Genomic DNA, 14572 nt, shown 5'->3' with positions numbered 1-14572 from the left:
CTCAACTTACCGTAGGGCCGGAAACCGCCGTCGGCTTTTCCTGCAGGCGTTGTAATTCGGTTTCGAGCAGTGCGATGCGCGCCTGCAGATCCGTTGAGGATTCCGGCCTTTCACTCATGCCCCAGCCACGTTCCGGCCGATAGAGCGTCGCCCAGATCCACAGCAGTGGCCAAATGGCGTGTAGCGTAAACAGGCTGACCCAACCGGCAACGTGAATCGCATCCTGATGCGGGTGCCGGCGTTTTTTCGCCAGCAAATAAGGAATGTCATGAATAATAATGACGCCGTAGAATAATATCAGGAATACCGCAATCAGTACGCCTAACGCAAAATAGTTAAGAAACATGTAAAGTCCTGGTTGAGAATAATGGAAATAAATAATCTCTATAGCGTGTTATATTGTCTGATGTCGTTGGCGATGGTATCGATGGCGTTCTTCACGTCGGTGACTTTAAGCTGTGCTTTCTCATTATTAAGATTTTCTCCCGAAGCCTTACGCACCACTTTAATCACCGGCTGGTTGGTCGCGGCATCGATAAACTCGCCTTCCATATAGACCGCACTCTCCATAGTGCGGTGCCCGGTTACGCTTTGCGTCGCGGCGATCAGCAGCGTGATCGGCAAGACTTCATAGATCTGCAGCCCTTTCTTCTGCGTGTCGATCGCCGTGATGGCGCCGCGGAAAATCAGGGTATGCTCGCGCGGCATATCCACCAGCGTAAAGTGGGTACCCATCGCCTGTTTAAACTGCTGGTTGGTGTAATTCAGGATATTGTCGAGCGCGCGTTGGCTGACCATTTCGCTCGGTTTCGGCCGCGGGAAATAGATCATCGGTTGATAAACCAGATATTGATAACGGGAAAAATCGACGTTCTTATCCTTCCAATATAAAACGTCTTTGCCGGACGCGGATTGACCTTTGTTAATATCGTTATAATTGGTCAAAAAGGTCGAGTACTTTTCTTTTTCGGTCACGGCGGAAGAACACGCGGCCAGTAATAACAGCGCAGGCAAAATAACCGCTCTTGTCACTTTCATTGACGGGTTTCTCTTTATTTTGGTGGATAGCAAATAATCAAATCGAATGATACCCACCCGTCCACGATAAGTCATATGACAATGCCGCCAAAGGTGTATATCATTTTTGATATACAAACTCACAAGAGCCGGCCAGTGAAAGAGAAAGACTTCCGCATTGAAGAACTCAGGATTGTCCGCATCATTGCCGAAACGGCAAGCGTCAGCAAAGCGGCGCAGCGGTTGGATATGCCGCAGTCTAACGTGTCGCGCGCCCTCACCGCGCTGGAACGGCGGCTCGGGCTGGAACTGTTCCTGCGCGGCCCGCGTACCCTGGCGCTGACCGAATTCGGCGAGCAATTCTTACGGCGCGCCTCGCAGTTGCTGGACGAACACAGCGATCTGCTCGATATGTCCGGCACCTATAAACGCAGCCTGAGCGGCATGGTCACGCTCGGCGCGCCGATAGGCATCCACGCTTTCCTGGCCCGTTATTTACTGCCGCCGCTGCTGCACGCTGCGCCGGCGTTGACTGTCGATCTGGTGACCCGCAACCCCGACGAACGCGAGAAAAAGTACGGCGCAGTATTCGACAGCGACTGCGATTTGCTGATCAGCTTTTTCCAGCCGCAAAACGAAAGCCTGATCGCCAGGCCCTTCACCCGCTTTCGCGTCGGGCTGTTCGCCGCGCCGGATTACATTGCCCGCTCGCCGCTGACAGCGCTGGATGAACTGCCGCAGCATCGCTGCATCACCTTGCGCATGCTGGGCGGCATCCGCAATACCTGGAGCGGCTACAATGCGCAGGGGGAATTGGTACAGGTCGAGATCGGCGGCGCCAGCGTCTGCGATAACATTCTGCCGGCGATCGAGCTGGCCAAACAGGGCCTGGGCATCGTCTACGCCCCGTACTATTCCGTCGCCGCCGAGCTGGATGCCGGCACCCTACAGCCCTGCCTGGCGCGCGAGCGCGGCATCGATATGCAGGCCTACCTGATCTACCGCCGGCGCGGCGTGTTGCCGCACCGCGTGCAGGTGACGATGGACAGCATCATGGAGAGCGTTAAGCTGCACGCCCACCGGCTGATATAACCAAGAAAAACCCCGCCGCAGCGGGGTTGAACGCTTCATGTCGGCGCAAAATACCTCACCGCCCCTCTTTCTCCCCCAGGAAGAAATACCACAGCGGAATGGAAAGCAGCAGGGTGAACACCAGCGTATACAGCAGCACCATCAGGCTCTGCATGATCACCATCTGGGCACTCCAGGCGCCGATCGGCAGTTGGAATTGCTCAACGGTGCCGCCGAGGATCGCTCGGCCCATCACGCAGCCGACCGCTACCGCCACCGTCGCCACCGCCGCGCGGAACTTACGCACCTCGGCGCGGCGGGCAGCCGCTTCCGGCGCTTCGTCCCGGTGGCTTTGCCGTTGGCCGCGCCAGCGCCACACGTCCACCAGCAGCAACGCCGCGAGGCTCACGCCCATCACCGGCAGGCAATACCCCAGTGCGGAAGCCACCAGCAGCGAGACGGCACGCGCCGGCAGGGAAAGCGCCAGCCAGGCGGCAATCAGCGTATGCACCGGATGCTGCGCCCCCGCCGCCGGGCGGCGACTCCACCACATGCGGTAACCCAACGCGACCATCAAGCACAGCCCAAGGCCGAACGCCGCCAGCAGCAGCTGATTCGGTAAGCCGAACAGAATACCCATGTGGGCGTCGATGCCCCAGCGGGTCAGCTTGGCGATCAGCGGGAAGGTGTCGAACCGCACCTGGTCGACGACGGCGAAGCTTTGCGGCGCGATAGCAACCGCGTCCACCTGCGTTGGCCAGCTGCGATCCACTTCGGTTACCGTCCAGGCCTTGCCCTCGCCTTTCGGCTGGCGCAGCTCGACCTTGGCGGCATCTATTCCGGCGGCGCGTGCAGCGTGCAACGCCCGATCCCAGTCGCCGTTCAGCGCATTGCTCTGCGCGGCAGGGCCCATCTTCATGCCCGGCATCATCCCGCGGTGCTCGGCATGCGGATCGGCCGGCGTCTGCGGCGCATCGGCCTGCAGGCTGGTGTTGACCTGCGGCGTCAGCCAGCCCAGGTTGGCCCGCAGCGCGTCGATGTTGCCGCCGGCCCACTGCGACCAGGTCAGCCCGGTAGCCGAGAAGAACAGCAGCCCGGCCAGCAACGCCACACCCAGCGTGATATGCCAATGGCGGCTGGCGGCGAAGCCCCCTTTCGCCCTTTTCAGCTTGCGCTTCGGCCGCGTCGCCAGCCACAGCGCCACGCCGCCCAGCGCGGCCACCCACAGCCAGGAGGCCGCCAGCTCGCTGTAGTTGCGCCCCAGATCGCCGAGCAGCAGGCTGCTGTGCAACTTATCCAGCCAGGTGCGCAGCGGCAGCACGCCGGAGGTGCCGTACACCGTCATATCGCCCTTGATCGCCAGGGTATAAGGATCGACAAACAGCGCGCGCGACTCGGAAGCGCCCAGATCGGCGCCCGCGAACTGTACGCGCGTGGTGTCCATTGCGCCGGGTGCCGGGCGCACGGCGTAAATGCGTGCCTCGTCACCCACCGCGCGGCGGGCGGCGGCGATCTGGTCAGCCAGCGATCTCGCCTGCCCGTGCGGTTCGGTGAAAAGCGCATCGCGATACAGCGCCTCTTCAAGCTGCGGCGTCAGCACATACAGCGTGCCGGTCAATGCAGCGACCAGAATAAAAGGAGCGACCAGCAGGCCGATATAAAAATGCAGCCGTCTGATCAGGTTCAGCATCGCGCCACGCGGCGATGCGGCAGGTGGAGTTTTGGTTATTGAAGACATGGCCTTTCTCGTTTTTCAAACTGTGCGCGCAGGCAAACCGTCCGCAGCGATACGGACGGCGTTACCCATGATCAAGCAATAGGGAAAAACGGTTGGCCGGGCGGCCCGCGCGGGCTCGGCCGCAGAATAAGGCGCCGAATGGGCGGAGAAACGATGCGCGGCGCGCAAGGCAGGCGCGCGATGCGCGCCATCAGCCACAGCAGCGGGACGAATGTCCACAGCAGCAGCGGCACGTGGATCAGCAGCTCGCAATAGCCGCAGAAAATCATCTCCGCAGGATCCATGCCGTGGTGGCCGGCATGCTCGGCGGCGGGCATCGCCATCCCATGCATGTCATGCGGCATGGCGGCGTCCGTTTGCATCATGCCGCCCATCATCGGGTGGTGCATCAGCGATTTCGACACCACCGGCGCAACAAACAGCAACAGCACCGCCATAACGGCGATGCAGGCGGTAAAGCGTTGCGGTAGCTGGCGTGGCACTCTCATCGCGGCGGCGAATTAACCCGGTCGGTGGCGAACAAGCGGCCAGTGTAACCCGCTCTACCTCCGGGGTGAACGAAAAAACGTTTCATTTCTCGCGGCATTCACCATGCCTAACTACATCTCTTGCTTATGCAAGGCGTCTGATTTTCATCCAAATCACTTCACCGTCAGCGTCACCGCATCCTGCTTGAAGCCATAGCGGCTCAGCGGCGTGATGACAACCGACGTCGGCTGCCCTTCCACCGCCAGCGTCTGCGTCTCGCCCGCCATCAGGTAGTAGTTCTGCAGCGTCACCACCTTGCCCGACGGCTGCAACGTCAGCTGCGGCGCCAGCCGCACCACGTGCAACCCGCCGTTGGTGAGCGTCAGCCGACCGGCTCCCGCGCTCAACCGCAGGTCGTCCCACGGCGTCTTGCTCACCGCCACCGCTTTCGGCTGCAGAATCAGCCCGATGCTCTGCCGTACCGGCATCCGCGCGCTGTTGTCCACCGCCTGCCCTATCCCCTCGAACGACGCCTTCAGCATCACCTCGTGCGGCAGCGCCGTACCCGGCTTCAGCACAAAGTTCACCTGCTGGCTCTGCCCCGCCTCGATGCGCGCTATCGGCGGCGACAGCAGCACCGCCTTGCTGAACCCTTTGCCATCCAAATCCTCCACCTTCGTCGCCAGCAATATCGGCTCCGACGAGCTGTTCCTGATGCTGAAGCTCACCCGCCCCGGGTTCTCCTCCAGCACGATGCCCATGCTCTCCAGCTGAAACGACGCCCCGGCGGAATGCGCCAACCCCAGCGTCAACCACAGCCCGCCCAGCAGTTGCGCCAGTCTCCGTTTTATCGTCATGATTGCTCCTCTCTTCTCATCCATTATCGGACGAGCCGCCCGCCGCACGGCAGACGCCATCGCCCTCTTCGTACAACACCGACGGGTCGAACGCCGCCGGCACCGCGTAACTCACCACGCATTCGTTCATGTTCAGACGCCGCACCCGCAGCGCCTTGCCGATATCGTCGTTCACCAGCATCAGGTTGCCTTCGCCTATCAGCGTGCCCAACAATTGGCCCTGTTCATCGTACACCGACGCCCCAGTCGGCAGCGGAGCGCCGCTTTCATCACGCAAAGTCAGCAGCAGCTGGCGCACTTCGGTCACCCGAAAGCGCCTCTCCGCCACAGTGCCGCGCGCCAGCTCAAGCGCCGCATCCGTGCTGTCCAGCCGTAGGTTCAGCGGTAGCGACAACGTATCGACCTGAGCACGCAGCGGCATGTAGGGCATCAGCACCGGCAGCAGCGCGTCACCGGCGAAATCCGTGACGCCATTGCCGCTGCCCGATATTTTCACACCGGACTGTCCTGGCACCGTCATCACCGCGAAGGTGTCGCCGATGCGCTGCGGCGACGTCACCCAGGTGCCGTTGGCCACCCCCAGCCCTCCCGACGACGACAGCGACAGCGATGTGCTACCTTGCCCGCTGCGCGAGGCGCCTAACCCAAGCCGGGTATAGGGCGTCTCGCCGTTCAGGTTGCCGGCGCTCTGATAGTCACCGTCCGCGTCCCGCGTCACGTCCAGATAGCCATTGAGCCGTTCGCTCAACGGCCCCTGCCAACTGCCGCCCAGCGTCATTTGCTTGTTACGCCGCGCCTGCAACCGGCTGCTAACGCTGCCCGCCCCCCAAGGCAGACTCAACCCGGCATAGACCGCAGCACGATCATAAGCGGAAGACTGTAGGTTAACGCTTAACGTCGCCCGCCCCAGGCTCGCACCATATGCCAGTGCATGCGTCCAGCTGCGCCGGCTGCCGCGGTAATAGCGTTCATGCGACAGTGAGTAAGCCAGCACGCCGGCGTTCAGGGCCCGCCAGGAAAGTGCCAGCCCGCCGCTGTAGCGCAACCGTGCCGTCTCTGCCTCTACTGAGGACGGGTTTAGCAGCCCTTCGTCCGCCTCCCGGAAGCCTTCCGTGCGGTACTGTGACGACAGAGACAGCGCCAGACTCCGCCCCATAGCCACCTGCCCTTGGGTCTCCAGCTGCGCGCCAGGCTGCCGGCCACGGGTGAAAATAGCACTGCCCGATAACCAGTTGCCGCCGTCGTCTCCCAAACTGCCCTGCCAGCCCAGTCGTTTATAGGTATGAGCCAACAAACCGCCCACCGTTATCTGCCCCTGGCCGAGACGGAACGCCTTCTCCCCCAGCAGCAGCGCTGGCGGCGATGCCCCATAATGGTCGCCCCCGTAGGGCTGATAACGCCCTGCCGCCAAACGATAGCCGCCCGATCGATCCGCTGGGTCGCCTGTATCGGGCGTGACCGTAAAGCGTTGCCGCCGCCCGTCGGTTTCGATAACGGTGACCTCTGCCTCCACCCCGGCCATCACCGGCCCCAACTCGCTCAGCGAAAACGGCCCGGCTGGTAGCAGGGTGCGGAATATCAGTTGCCCGTGCTGTTTGACCTCTAACGTCGCCGGGTTCACAACGCTGCCCTGCAGCGGCACTGTCAGTGCAGCGTTGTGTCCTCCGATATCCACGGACGCCAGTTGCCCACCGCTCAGCGGCACGTTACCACTTAGTACGCCGCCGGCACTGAATTCGCCGAGCTGCACAAACGCACCCCAGCCAGGAAAATCTTTGCTCGCCGAGGTTTCGTACACCTCGAGCCGGCTACCGTTCTCGTCGTTGCTGTAGCTCGAACGGTTGCGCAGTACCCAGTTGCTGAGGTTGATGCCCGGCTCCAGCATCGCCTGCAGCGTCTGCTGATTGCCGTAGCGCCCCTGGCGGCGGTTGGCGTAAAGATCGTAGTTCAGCAGCAGCGCATGGCCACCTGACTGCTCGGTACGCAATTTATCCGGGTCGAACGCCACCTCCGGCAGGGTTATTTCCACCCGAAAGGCGCCGGGAAATACCCTCACCACCGCCTGCGGCCAATACGTCTCAAGACGTTCGCAGCGGCCTGGAGGCGACGCAACCCGTAAACGCAGCGTCTGTGCTAGCCGTTCATCCAGGCATAACTCACCTTCAGAGTCGAAGCGCACCTCCTCCTGGTAGCGCTGCGCCGCGTTGACCTCCAGCATCACCCGGTGTACGCCCGGCAAAAACCGAGCGGTATTGAAAAAGGCAGCGATGTCCGCGTTATACCCCAGTTGCGCCAGGGTTTTGACATCGAATCCGGAGGCAGCAGTTTTCGTCATCGGCCAGACCAACAGAAACAGCAGTGCCGATGCGCTTTGCCTGATAGACACGTCATCTTCTCTGGGTTAATTCAGGGAGTGATAGATTCAGAAAAAGGGGGAGAGAGCTCCCCCTGCGCTATCTATCCGGTATTACAGCCCGAAGCCGAACTCCAGCGTGGTAGACCCATCCAGACTAACGTCTTCACTCACCCCGCCGTGCATATCGCCGCTTTTGGCCAGGAAGGCTTCAACCAACAGCTGAGCGGTGAAGTTTTTACCGATAGCTAGCGTATTGCCTGAAGCTGAGGCCCAACCCACACGCTTACCGTGCTCAAGATTAACCACGGTTTGAGGTGAAGTGATCGACGTGTCTGAAGTAACGAACAATCTGCCAGTCACCCCATCAATCTGAGGGAAATAGGCCTGAATCGAATAGAACCCCAGCTTACCGGTAGTATTGACGTTACCGAGGCCAAAGGTTTTTCCTGTCTCACTGGCGCTGCCCAGACGGTTGTCGATAACGTTAAAAGTCATCGGTGTTTCAGCATCGCATTTCACCTCCATGGTACTGCCGCCTTTAACTCCCAGGCTAACCGGCTTGTCCTTGCTGATTCTCGTATGGCTGATGCTGCCATAATCGAAAATGCCCTCGTTAGGGAGTTTGACCTCACAGGTCGGCGCTATCAGTTCACCCACTACTTTAATTTCCGCGCTCGGGCCGGCGGCCAAACTCCCCCCGGTAACAAGCAGCGTGGCAGCTACCATCATGCGCAACGCAATTTTATTCATTAGTCGACATCCTTATATCGCTACAATCCAAATAACTTTTTCAGGCACTCAGATGCCGTACGCAAAATTAAGGGTGGAAGATCCATCCAGTTTTACGCTATCGGTAATAGGACCGTTCATGTCTTTAGAAGAAGCCAAATAAGGTTCAACCTCCAGCATTACGGAGAAGAGTCTTCCGCTGTTTTGAACATTACCCGACTTTGCCCAACCCGTGACGTTGTTTTTATCGACATAGGCCGAACTGACGGTAGAGAATGTCGTGGCGCCTTTCTGAACGCTGTACAGTGCTGAAGAAACGCCGTTAACTGCGGCATTAAGGGCATTGACTTTATAATAACCGAGTTTGCCGGAGCCATTGACACCACCCAGGCCAAAGTTGGCGCTGCCCGTTACGCTGGCAGTGCCTTCGCGGTTATCGACCACGGTGAAATTCAGAAAGGTTTCGGCTTCACAGTCAACGACCAACTGTTTTTGCGATTTAGCCAGCGCGGTGGCTGTCGTGGAGCTCACCAACGCATTGGACAGCTTGCCAAGATCGAAAACGCCATCGTTAACAATGGATACCTGACAAGACGGTACCGCCATTTGCCCTTTGACCTTCAGCTCTGGTGACATAGATGCCGCAGAAACCTGATTCGCCATCATCAAGACTGCGGCGATGCTTGCAGAGATTACTGTTTTTTTCATCATGAATATCCATACTCATAGTTAATATTATCCTGTTCAAAAAAGATGGCAGGATGTTAAACGAGGATAAATCCTCTCTTGCTCAATCAAATTCGTTGTCTTCACCCGCACAGGCGTAAAAACCAGGTATGAATTTGACACTGCGCATTTATTGCTTTATTCAGAGCCCAAAAACAAAATTCAACGTTACCGAACCGTCCAGCTCCACTTTATCGGCAGTGGGAATGTCGGCAGCCAGAACCGGCGTCACCGAAATATCCATGGTATAAGTACGACCAAAGGCTCGCGTCGAATCCGCCAGCAACCAATCGGTACGCTCACCGGAAATCAACGCCACTTCGCTACCTGGTGAAGTCCCGGCCGCATTATGTGCGCGCAAAGCTGCCGGAACACTGTTCACCGTGGAACGAGACAGGCCCAACATAAAATACCCAATGGAGTTCCCATCGGACGCATTACCCAGCCCGAAACGACTCAGGTCCGACCCGTTGCGGCTGGCAGAGCGGTTATCCATCGGAATGAGCGTCAGGTAAGCATCGCCCTCACAGCGCACCTGCCAGGTTTGTTTCAAGGCCGGCAATCTCTGTACCTTCCCCCGGGGGCCTTCCCGCACGGTGCCAAAATCATAAACGCCATCGTTACCGGCAATAACGGTGCATCCTGAATGCTTTATTTTCCCGGACACTTTCAACTCAGCAGCAGGCGAGGCAATAAGTTGACCGGAAAAAAACATCAACAGGCTAAATACGCTTATTGGCCATAATTTATTTTGCAACAGTCTCTTTTTCATCACAGTGTGGTTTCCGTTCCCATTAGTCCATACCCTTTTAATCACACAAACCATTGACGAAATAAATACTTATTCATTCCAATGCGGAGGCGAAAAAAACATTCTCTCATTAGAGAGTCATCAATTTATTTTTCGAGGTACAGCTCAGTCGCGTCGTTTTCGCCACCGATACAGTAAGCGCTAATCTAGCGTCCCAGAGCGGGGATTAAAATATAAACCTATACACCATCAACAATTCAGAACATAAGGTAAAAAAAATAGGTAAAAATAGATAAAAAGACATGAGAGCAGAAAAAAAACAACAATACAGCAGACAAACACCCATGATAATTATGCATAATTACCCAGCACAGATGTCAGTTAATGACATAAACAAAGCATTAAACTCAAATGAAATAACCAAGATGAATCTTTTCATTAGTTTCAATACAATAGCGAATAATATACCGTCAGTCAGACGCTCCCAATTCAGATTCAAAGAAAAAACGGCTCGCTTCTCCGCGTGCCGTTTTTTCCGTTGCAGATAATAAGCTGAATCTTGGTAAACAGCGGATCTGTTTACAGCACCCGCGAATAGACCCGCGAGGCCTCGCCCCAGGGGTGATAGCCGAGCCCGTTATAAACGAAACCGCTGCGCTCGTAGTAACCCTCCAGATCGGTGCACAGGTGCAGCTGCGGGAAGCCCAACCGGCGAGTTTCCGCCGCCACATGCTCAATCAGCTTGGCACCGCAGCCCCGGCCGCGCTGCGTTTCCTCTACGTAGAGCGCACACAGCCAGGGATACAGCTCACCGCGGCTGATAAAGTCGTTGGTAATCAGCCCTGCACAGCCGAGGATCCGGTCATTTGCCATCAGCAGGTACCACTGCGGCAGCGGGTTGGCGGCGCCGAGGCTGCGGTTGATAGCGTCTTCATACATCATCAGCGTCTCTGCCGTGGCCCAGTGCCGCTGAAAATATGCAATGGCGCGCGGCGCCAGCTCGGGCGCTTGCCGCACCGAAATCATGTCCATCGTCATTCCCGTTATTCATGTTGTCAGCGTAGAATTATGCAGCAATATGCAGAGTATGGCAGCGGCATTCCGCCGCCGTCATTCATCCCAAGGAGTCATCATGACGCAAAACATCTATGACAATCAGGCCTTCTTCGACGGCTACGCGCAGCTCAGCCGCTCGCAGCACGGCCTGGACGGCGCGCCGGAATGGCCCGCCATCCGCCGCATCCTGCCGGACTTGCAGGGCAAAAGCGTGGTCGATCTCGGCTGCGGCTACGGCTGGTTTTGCCGCAGCGCGCGCGAACAGGGCGCAGCCAGCGTGCTGGGGCTGGACGTCTCGGAAAAGATGCTGGCCAAGGCGCGGGAGATGACCGCCGACGCGGGCATCGAGTACCGCCGGCAAGATTTGGCGCAGCTGCAACTGCCGCCGGAAAGTTACGATCTGGTCTACAGCTCGCTGACGCTGCACTACCTCGAGGATCTGGCCGCGCTGTTCGCCACGGTTTACGCCGCGCTGAAACCCGGCGGGCAGTTCATCTTCACCGCCGAGCACCCGATCTACACCGCCCCGGCGCAGCAGGGCTGGCTGACCGACGGCAACGGGCAGAAATCCTGGCCGGTCAACGGCTACCAGCGGGAAGGCCAGCGCGTCTCCAACTGGCTGGCGGAGGGCGTCATCAAGCAGCACCGCACGCTCGGCAGCTATATCAACCCGCTGGCGCAGCAAGGATTTATCATCCAGCATTTGAACGAATGGGGCCCCAGCGCGCAGCAAATCGCCGCTACCCCGGCGCTGGACGAAGAGCAGGAACGCCCGATGATCTTTATTCTCGCCGCCCGCAAACCCGCCTGATTCTGATCTGATTCACCCGCAGTAAACCGTTCACACCACCACAGTTGGGGAGGCCGCCTCCCCCCAACGGCTATTGCGCCGGCAGCGCCTCCCCGTGCGCCGCGAAGTGCGTCAGCGCCTCGCCCTCCATGCGATAGCGCACCCACTCGCCCTGCGGCTGCGCGCCGATGCTGAGGTAAAAATCGATGGCCGGCTGGTTCCAGTCCAGCACGCTCCACTCCAGGCGGCCGCACTGCCGCTCGCACGCCAACTGAGCGATGTGCCGCAGCAACTTTTTACCGGCGCCCGCGCCGCGATGCTTCGGCGCCACGTACAGGTCTTCCAGATAGATGCCGTTTTTACCCAGCCAGGTTGAGTAACTCATAAAGAACACCGCATAACCCGCCGGCTCGCCGTTCACCGTACAAATCAGCGCTTCGGAACAGGCGCCAGGCCCAAACAGGCTGCGTTCGATATCTTCCACGCTGGCCAGCACCTGCTCGCGCGCCTTTTCGTACACCGCCAGCTCGATAATCATATCCAGAATCAGTTTGGCGTCGCTTTTTTGCGCCGGGTAAATCTCGATGGTCATGGCAAATCCTGAGTGTGTTGATGACTGTGCTTGCCAGCATATCGCGCCTCAAATACTGTATGAACTGCATTTTCATCAACAGGTAATGAATATCATGCATCTGGATTTGAAGCGCCTCGATCTCAACCTGCTGCTGGTGTTCGAAGCGATCTATCGCCTGCGATCGGTGACGCGCGCCACGGCGGAGCTGACCCTCAGCGCGTCGGCGCTGAGCCACGCGCTGATCCGGCTGCGTAAGGCGCTGGCGGACGAGCTGTTCTACCGGGTCGGCAACGACATGCACCCGACGGTGTATGCCGACAGCCTGGCCCCGACCGTCAGCGAAAGTCTGGCGCTGCTGGCCAAAGGGCTGCATCCGCGCCCGCGCTTCGTTCCCGCCGAAAGCCGGGAGAGCTTCACCTTCGCCATTACCGATTACACCGCCTTCGCGGTGTTTCCCGCGCTGATGGCGCAGATGCAGCGCCTGGCGCCGGGGCTGTCGTTCCAGCTGCGCTATTCCGAGCGCAAGGTGGCATTGAACGATCTGTTGGCGGGGCGCATCGACTTCGCGCTGGGCTTTACCGAAACCGACGGCGAAAGCTACCCGGAGATCGACGAGGTGAGCTGGCTGGAGGATGAGTATGTGGCGATTTGTTCACCCGCCTTCAGCGTAAAATACGGCGAACTGACGCTGGAAAACTATCTGCGGGCGCGCCATCTGGTGGTGACGCCGTGGAACGAACAGCGCGGCGTCATTGACTACCAGCTCGATAAGCTGGGGCTGCAGCGCGATATCGCCATCCGCACGCCTTCGCTGCTGGGAGCGCCGTTCATCGTCGCCGACAGCGAACTGGTGATGAGCATGCCGCGCTACGCCGCGCAAAAATTGCGGCAGGCGGCGGCGCTGGATATCCACCCCCTGCCGTTTCCGGTGCCGCCGTATCAGATTAAAATCTACCTGCACCGCAAGAACGGCCGGCCGGAGGCCTGCCGCTGGTTGCGGCAACAGCTGCAGGCGCTGGCGGCGTTATAACGCGGGTTCGCCAATCGGCAGATACCCCTGCCACAGCGGCCGGGCCGGTTTGCCGTGCGGGTTGGCCCGCAGATGAACGTGATAACCCTGCAGCGCCTGCAGCAGCAGGCAGTCGTCCACCTCGGCCAGGTCATCCTTGTGCTGCTTCGCGCTATCGGTCAGCAGCGCCCGTTTGGCTTTGTCTTTCGCCTCGTCGGCGGAGCGCGCCACGAACAGGCCGAACTGGTGCAGTTCCGCCAGCTCATCGCTGCGGTAACCGCCCACGTTAACGAAAAACAGCTTCTCTTCACCGGCGAACGGCGCAGGCTCCAGGCTCACGTCGTAACCGTCCGCCCAGTCGATGCGCGCATAGCCGTCGACATGCACCTTGCGCTTATCGCCGAACCACTTTTCACGCAGCAGCGGATACGCCTCATCCGGCCGATCCGCCGCCGCGAACTGCACGTCGTGCAGCTCAATATTGGCGCCCGGCGCCGTACCGCCCACATAAAACATCAATAATCCCGGCATGTTAGTCTGCTCTCCCTGATGATAATCGCTGTGTAAGTTAATACATAACGAAACATCTGCCAACGGTAGCGCCATTCTGTGTTATCAATAGGTGAGGTTTAATCTGTTGTGGAGGAACGCATGGCATTCAATATCGGTGATTTTGTACAACGCACCACCGGCGGCCCAAAGATGACCGTGGTGGCGATCGACGGCGAAACCCTGGTTTGCAGCTGGAATGAACTGGGTAAAGAGCAGCGCACGGAGGTGCAGGCCAGCGAGGTGGCGCTGTACCACGAAGACGGCGATTTCGGCGTCTGCTGAACGCTCGGGGCGCGCCCCGCGCCCCGTTATCGCCTCAGGCGCGAATGTCCTGATAGGCTGGCGTGGTATCAAACTCATGCTTGGCGAACGGGCACAGCGGAATGATTTTGCGCTGCTCCGCGCGCATTTTCTCCACCACCAGCGCCACCAGCTTTTTGCCGACGCCCTGCCCCTTCAATGACTCATCCACCCAGGTGTGATCGATAATGGTCAGCTTGTCACCGCTCGGCACGAAAGAGATCTCGGCGATCAGCTTGCCGTGCTCGTCATTGATATAAAAACGCTTGTCGTCCGCCAGTATTTTATGATCCATATTATTTCTCCCTATATTTCAGTGCGCCGCTGGGGCAAGTATCGATAACGCGTTTCACTTCGGCCACGTCGGCATTGTCCGGCATAATCCACGGGCGGCGATTCAGGGTAAAAATAGCCGCGTTGCCATGCACGCAGTTGGCGGAATGGCGGCAAACTGCACTGTTAAAATAAACGTCAATCTTATCACCGGAATAACGGCGGTAACCGGCGGCGGTCAATTCCTCATCCATCATGGCCTCACATTGCCTGTTTTATTGTTTTTGCTCCAGAGTCAAGTATAG

General features: G+C 58.7%; 18 protein-coding genes. 4 read left to right on the top strand and 14 right to left on the bottom strand.

The genetic code is table 11. The annotated features are described in order from the left end of the window. Position 1 precedes the first annotated feature (1 nt). Positions 2-346: a DUF3302 domain-containing protein gene (locus AC2CGQ_RS00315; RefSeq protein ID WP_274850797.1), complete on the bottom strand. Its 345-nt coding sequence runs from the start codon at positions 344-346 to the stop codon at positions 2-4. A gap of 38 nt (positions 347-384) precedes the next feature. Further along, positions 385-1038 carry a DUF3313 domain-containing protein gene (locus tag AC2CGQ_RS00310; protein WP_041036393.1) on the bottom strand — a complete coding sequence of 218 codons (654 nt, stop codon included), beginning with the start codon at positions 1036-1038 and terminating at the stop codon, positions 385-387. Between the two features lie 135 nt (positions 1039-1173). Between AC2CGQ_RS00310 and AC2CGQ_RS00305 the strand changes: the two genes are divergently transcribed. Then, the gene (locus AC2CGQ_RS00305; RefSeq protein ID WP_085337239.1) at positions 1174-2109 is read left to right on the top strand and encodes a LysR family transcriptional regulator; all 936 of its coding nucleotides are present in this window, start codon (positions 1174-1176) and stop codon (positions 2107-2109) included. A gap of 55 nt (positions 2110-2164) precedes the next feature. Here AC2CGQ_RS00305 and AC2CGQ_RS00300 read toward each other — a convergent pair whose 3' ends face one another. The 8 genes from AC2CGQ_RS00300 to AC2CGQ_RS00265 all read right to left on the bottom strand — a co-directional run bounded on the left by AC2CGQ_RS00300 (position 2165) and on the right by AC2CGQ_RS00265 (position 10745). Then, entirely contained in the window at positions 2165-3826 is a 1662-nt protein-coding gene (locus tag AC2CGQ_RS00300; protein WP_176222028.1) for a DUF2534 family protein, read from the bottom strand. Positions 3827-3897: 71 nt separating this feature from the next. Continuing rightward, positions 3898-4314: a DUF2946 domain-containing protein gene (locus tag AC2CGQ_RS00295; protein ID WP_274850796.1), complete on the bottom strand. Its 417-nt coding sequence runs from the start codon at positions 4312-4314 to the stop codon at positions 3898-3900. Between the two features lie 153 nt (positions 4315-4467). After that, positions 4468-5151 carry a fimbria/pilus chaperone family protein gene (locus AC2CGQ_RS00290; RefSeq protein WP_274850795.1) on the bottom strand — a complete coding sequence of 228 codons (684 nt, stop codon included), beginning with the start codon at positions 5149-5151 and terminating at the stop codon, positions 4468-4470. A gap of 16 nt (positions 5152-5167) precedes the next feature. Continuing rightward, entirely contained in the window at positions 5168-7537 is a 2370-nt protein-coding gene (locus AC2CGQ_RS00285) for a fimbria/pilus outer membrane usher protein (protein ID WP_274850794.1), read from the bottom strand. 81 nt (positions 7538-7618) lie between these two features. Continuing rightward, positions 7619-8257, bottom strand: coding sequence for a DUF1120 domain-containing protein (locus tag AC2CGQ_RS00280; RefSeq protein WP_021504965.1), 639 nt, complete (start codon positions 8255-8257; stop codon positions 7619-7621). Positions 8258-8305: 48 nt separating this feature from the next. Next, positions 8306-8947 carry a DUF1120 domain-containing protein gene (locus tag AC2CGQ_RS00275; protein WP_021504966.1) on the bottom strand — a complete coding sequence of 214 codons (642 nt, stop codon included), beginning with the start codon at positions 8945-8947 and terminating at the stop codon, positions 8306-8308. Positions 8948-9104: 157 nt separating this feature from the next. Then, positions 9105-9734, bottom strand: coding sequence for a DUF1120 domain-containing protein (locus tag AC2CGQ_RS00270; RefSeq protein WP_082997521.1), 630 nt, complete (start codon positions 9732-9734; stop codon positions 9105-9107). Between the two features lie 558 nt (positions 9735-10292). Further along, positions 10293-10745 carry a GNAT family N-acetyltransferase gene (locus AC2CGQ_RS00265; RefSeq protein ID WP_484593376.1) on the bottom strand — a complete coding sequence of 151 codons (453 nt, stop codon included), beginning with the start codon at positions 10743-10745 and terminating at the stop codon, positions 10293-10295. A gap of 100 nt (positions 10746-10845) precedes the next feature. Between AC2CGQ_RS00265 and AC2CGQ_RS00260 the strand changes: the two genes are divergently transcribed. Then, a complete protein-coding gene (locus tag AC2CGQ_RS00260; RefSeq protein ID WP_004928990.1) occupies positions 10846-11580 on the top strand; it encodes a class I SAM-dependent methyltransferase in 735 nt (244 codons plus the stop codon). 70 nt (positions 11581-11650) lie between these two features. Here the strand turns inward: AC2CGQ_RS00260 and AC2CGQ_RS00255 are convergent, their stop codons facing one another. Beyond that, the gene (locus AC2CGQ_RS00255; RefSeq protein WP_033632291.1) at positions 11651-12151 is read right to left on the bottom strand and encodes a GNAT family N-acetyltransferase; all 501 of its coding nucleotides are present in this window, start codon (positions 12149-12151) and stop codon (positions 11651-11653) included. An 85-nt stretch (positions 12152-12236) separates the two neighbouring features. Between AC2CGQ_RS00255 and AC2CGQ_RS00250 the strand changes: the two genes are divergently transcribed. Continuing rightward, positions 12237-13163: a LysR family transcriptional regulator gene (locus AC2CGQ_RS00250; protein ID WP_484593375.1), complete on the top strand. Its 927-nt coding sequence runs from the start codon at positions 12237-12239 to the stop codon at positions 13161-13163. Here AC2CGQ_RS00250 and AC2CGQ_RS00245 read toward each other — a convergent pair. Continuing rightward, complete coding sequence (locus AC2CGQ_RS00245; protein ID WP_033632288.1) at positions 13158-13673, bottom strand: DUF1543 domain-containing protein; 516 nt, start codon at positions 13671-13673, stop codon at positions 13158-13160. The two genes, AC2CGQ_RS00250 and AC2CGQ_RS00245, sit on opposite strands and share 6 nt — an antisense overlap. 120 nt (positions 13674-13793) lie before the next feature. Between AC2CGQ_RS00245 and AC2CGQ_RS00240 the strand changes: the two genes are divergently transcribed. Continuing rightward, positions 13794-13976: a YodC family protein gene (locus tag AC2CGQ_RS00240; RefSeq protein WP_015378856.1), complete on the top strand. Its 183-nt coding sequence runs from the start codon at positions 13794-13796 to the stop codon at positions 13974-13976. A 34-nt stretch (positions 13977-14010) separates the two neighbouring features. On the opposite strand, the gene AC2CGQ_RS00235 is transcribed toward AC2CGQ_RS00240, so the two are convergent. Together AC2CGQ_RS00235 and AC2CGQ_RS00230 are read right to left on the bottom strand one after the other, a co-directional pair. Then, complete coding sequence (locus tag AC2CGQ_RS00235; protein ID WP_033632287.1) at positions 14011-14289, bottom strand: GNAT family N-acetyltransferase; 279 nt, start codon at positions 14287-14289, stop codon at positions 14011-14013. 1 nt (position 14290) lies between these two features. Next, on the bottom strand, positions 14291-14521 hold the full coding sequence (locus tag AC2CGQ_RS00230; protein WP_033633592.1) for a (4Fe-4S)-binding protein: 231 nt from the start codon (positions 14519-14521) through the stop codon (positions 14291-14293). Positions 14522-14572: the final 51 nt, after the last annotated feature.

The sequence above is a fragment of the Serratia sp. DFXYC6 genome (genome assembly GCF_057196085.1).
This window is presented reverse-complemented; position numbering and strand designations above follow the sequence as displayed.

Excerpts from the sequence above, each read along its gene's own strand:
- AC2CGQ_RS00315 (WP_274850797.1), bottom strand. The coding sequence starts at position 346 with ATGTTTCTTAACTATTTTGCGTTAGGCGTACTGATTGCGGTATTCCTG.
- AC2CGQ_RS00310 (WP_041036393.1), bottom strand. The coding sequence starts at position 1,038 with ATGAAAGTGACAAGAGCGGTTATTTTGCCTGCGCTGTTATTACTGGCC.
- AC2CGQ_RS00300 (WP_176222028.1), bottom strand. The coding sequence starts at position 3,826 with ATGTCTTCAATAACCAAAACTCCACCTGCCGCATCGCCGCGTGGCGCG.
- AC2CGQ_RS00295 (WP_274850796.1), bottom strand. The coding sequence starts at position 4,314 with ATGAGAGTGCCACGCCAGCTACCGCAACGCTTTACCGCCTGCATCGCC.
- AC2CGQ_RS00290 (WP_274850795.1), bottom strand. The coding sequence starts at position 5,151 with ATGACGATAAAACGGAGACTGGCGCAACTGCTGGGCGGGCTGTGGTTG.
- AC2CGQ_RS00280 (WP_021504965.1), bottom strand. The coding sequence starts at position 8,257 with ATGAATAAAATTGCGTTGCGCATGATGGTAGCTGCCACGCTGCTTGTT.
- AC2CGQ_RS00275 (WP_021504966.1), bottom strand. The coding sequence starts at position 8,947 with ATGATGAAAAAAACAGTAATCTCTGCAAGCATCGCCGCAGTCTTGATG.
- AC2CGQ_RS00270 (WP_082997521.1), bottom strand. The coding sequence starts at position 9,734 with ATGAAAAAGAGACTGTTGCAAAATAAATTATGGCCAATAAGCGTATTT.
- AC2CGQ_RS00265 (WP_484593376.1), bottom strand. The coding sequence starts at position 10,745 with ATGGACATGATTTCGGTGCGGCAAGCGCCCGAGCTGGCGCCGCGCGCC.
- AC2CGQ_RS00260 (WP_004928990.1), top strand. The coding sequence starts at position 10,846 with ATGACGCAAAACATCTATGACAATCAGGCCTTCTTCGACGGCTACGCG.
- AC2CGQ_RS00255 (WP_033632291.1), bottom strand. The coding sequence starts at position 12,151 with ATGACCATCGAGATTTACCCGGCGCAAAAAAGCGACGCCAAACTGATT.
- AC2CGQ_RS00250 (WP_484593375.1), top strand. The coding sequence starts at position 12,237 with ATGAATATCATGCATCTGGATTTGAAGCGCCTCGATCTCAACCTGCTG.
- AC2CGQ_RS00245 (WP_033632288.1), bottom strand. The coding sequence starts at position 13,673 with ATGCCGGGATTATTGATGTTTTATGTGGGCGGTACGGCGCCGGGCGCC.
- AC2CGQ_RS00240 (WP_015378856.1), top strand. The coding sequence starts at position 13,794 with ATGGCATTCAATATCGGTGATTTTGTACAACGCACCACCGGCGGCCCA.
- AC2CGQ_RS00235 (WP_033632287.1), bottom strand. The coding sequence starts at position 14,289 with ATGGATCATAAAATACTGGCGGACGACAAGCGTTTTTATATCAATGAC.
- AC2CGQ_RS00230 (WP_033633592.1), bottom strand. The coding sequence starts at position 14,521 with ATGGATGAGGAATTGACCGCCGCCGGTTACCGCCGTTATTCCGGTGAT.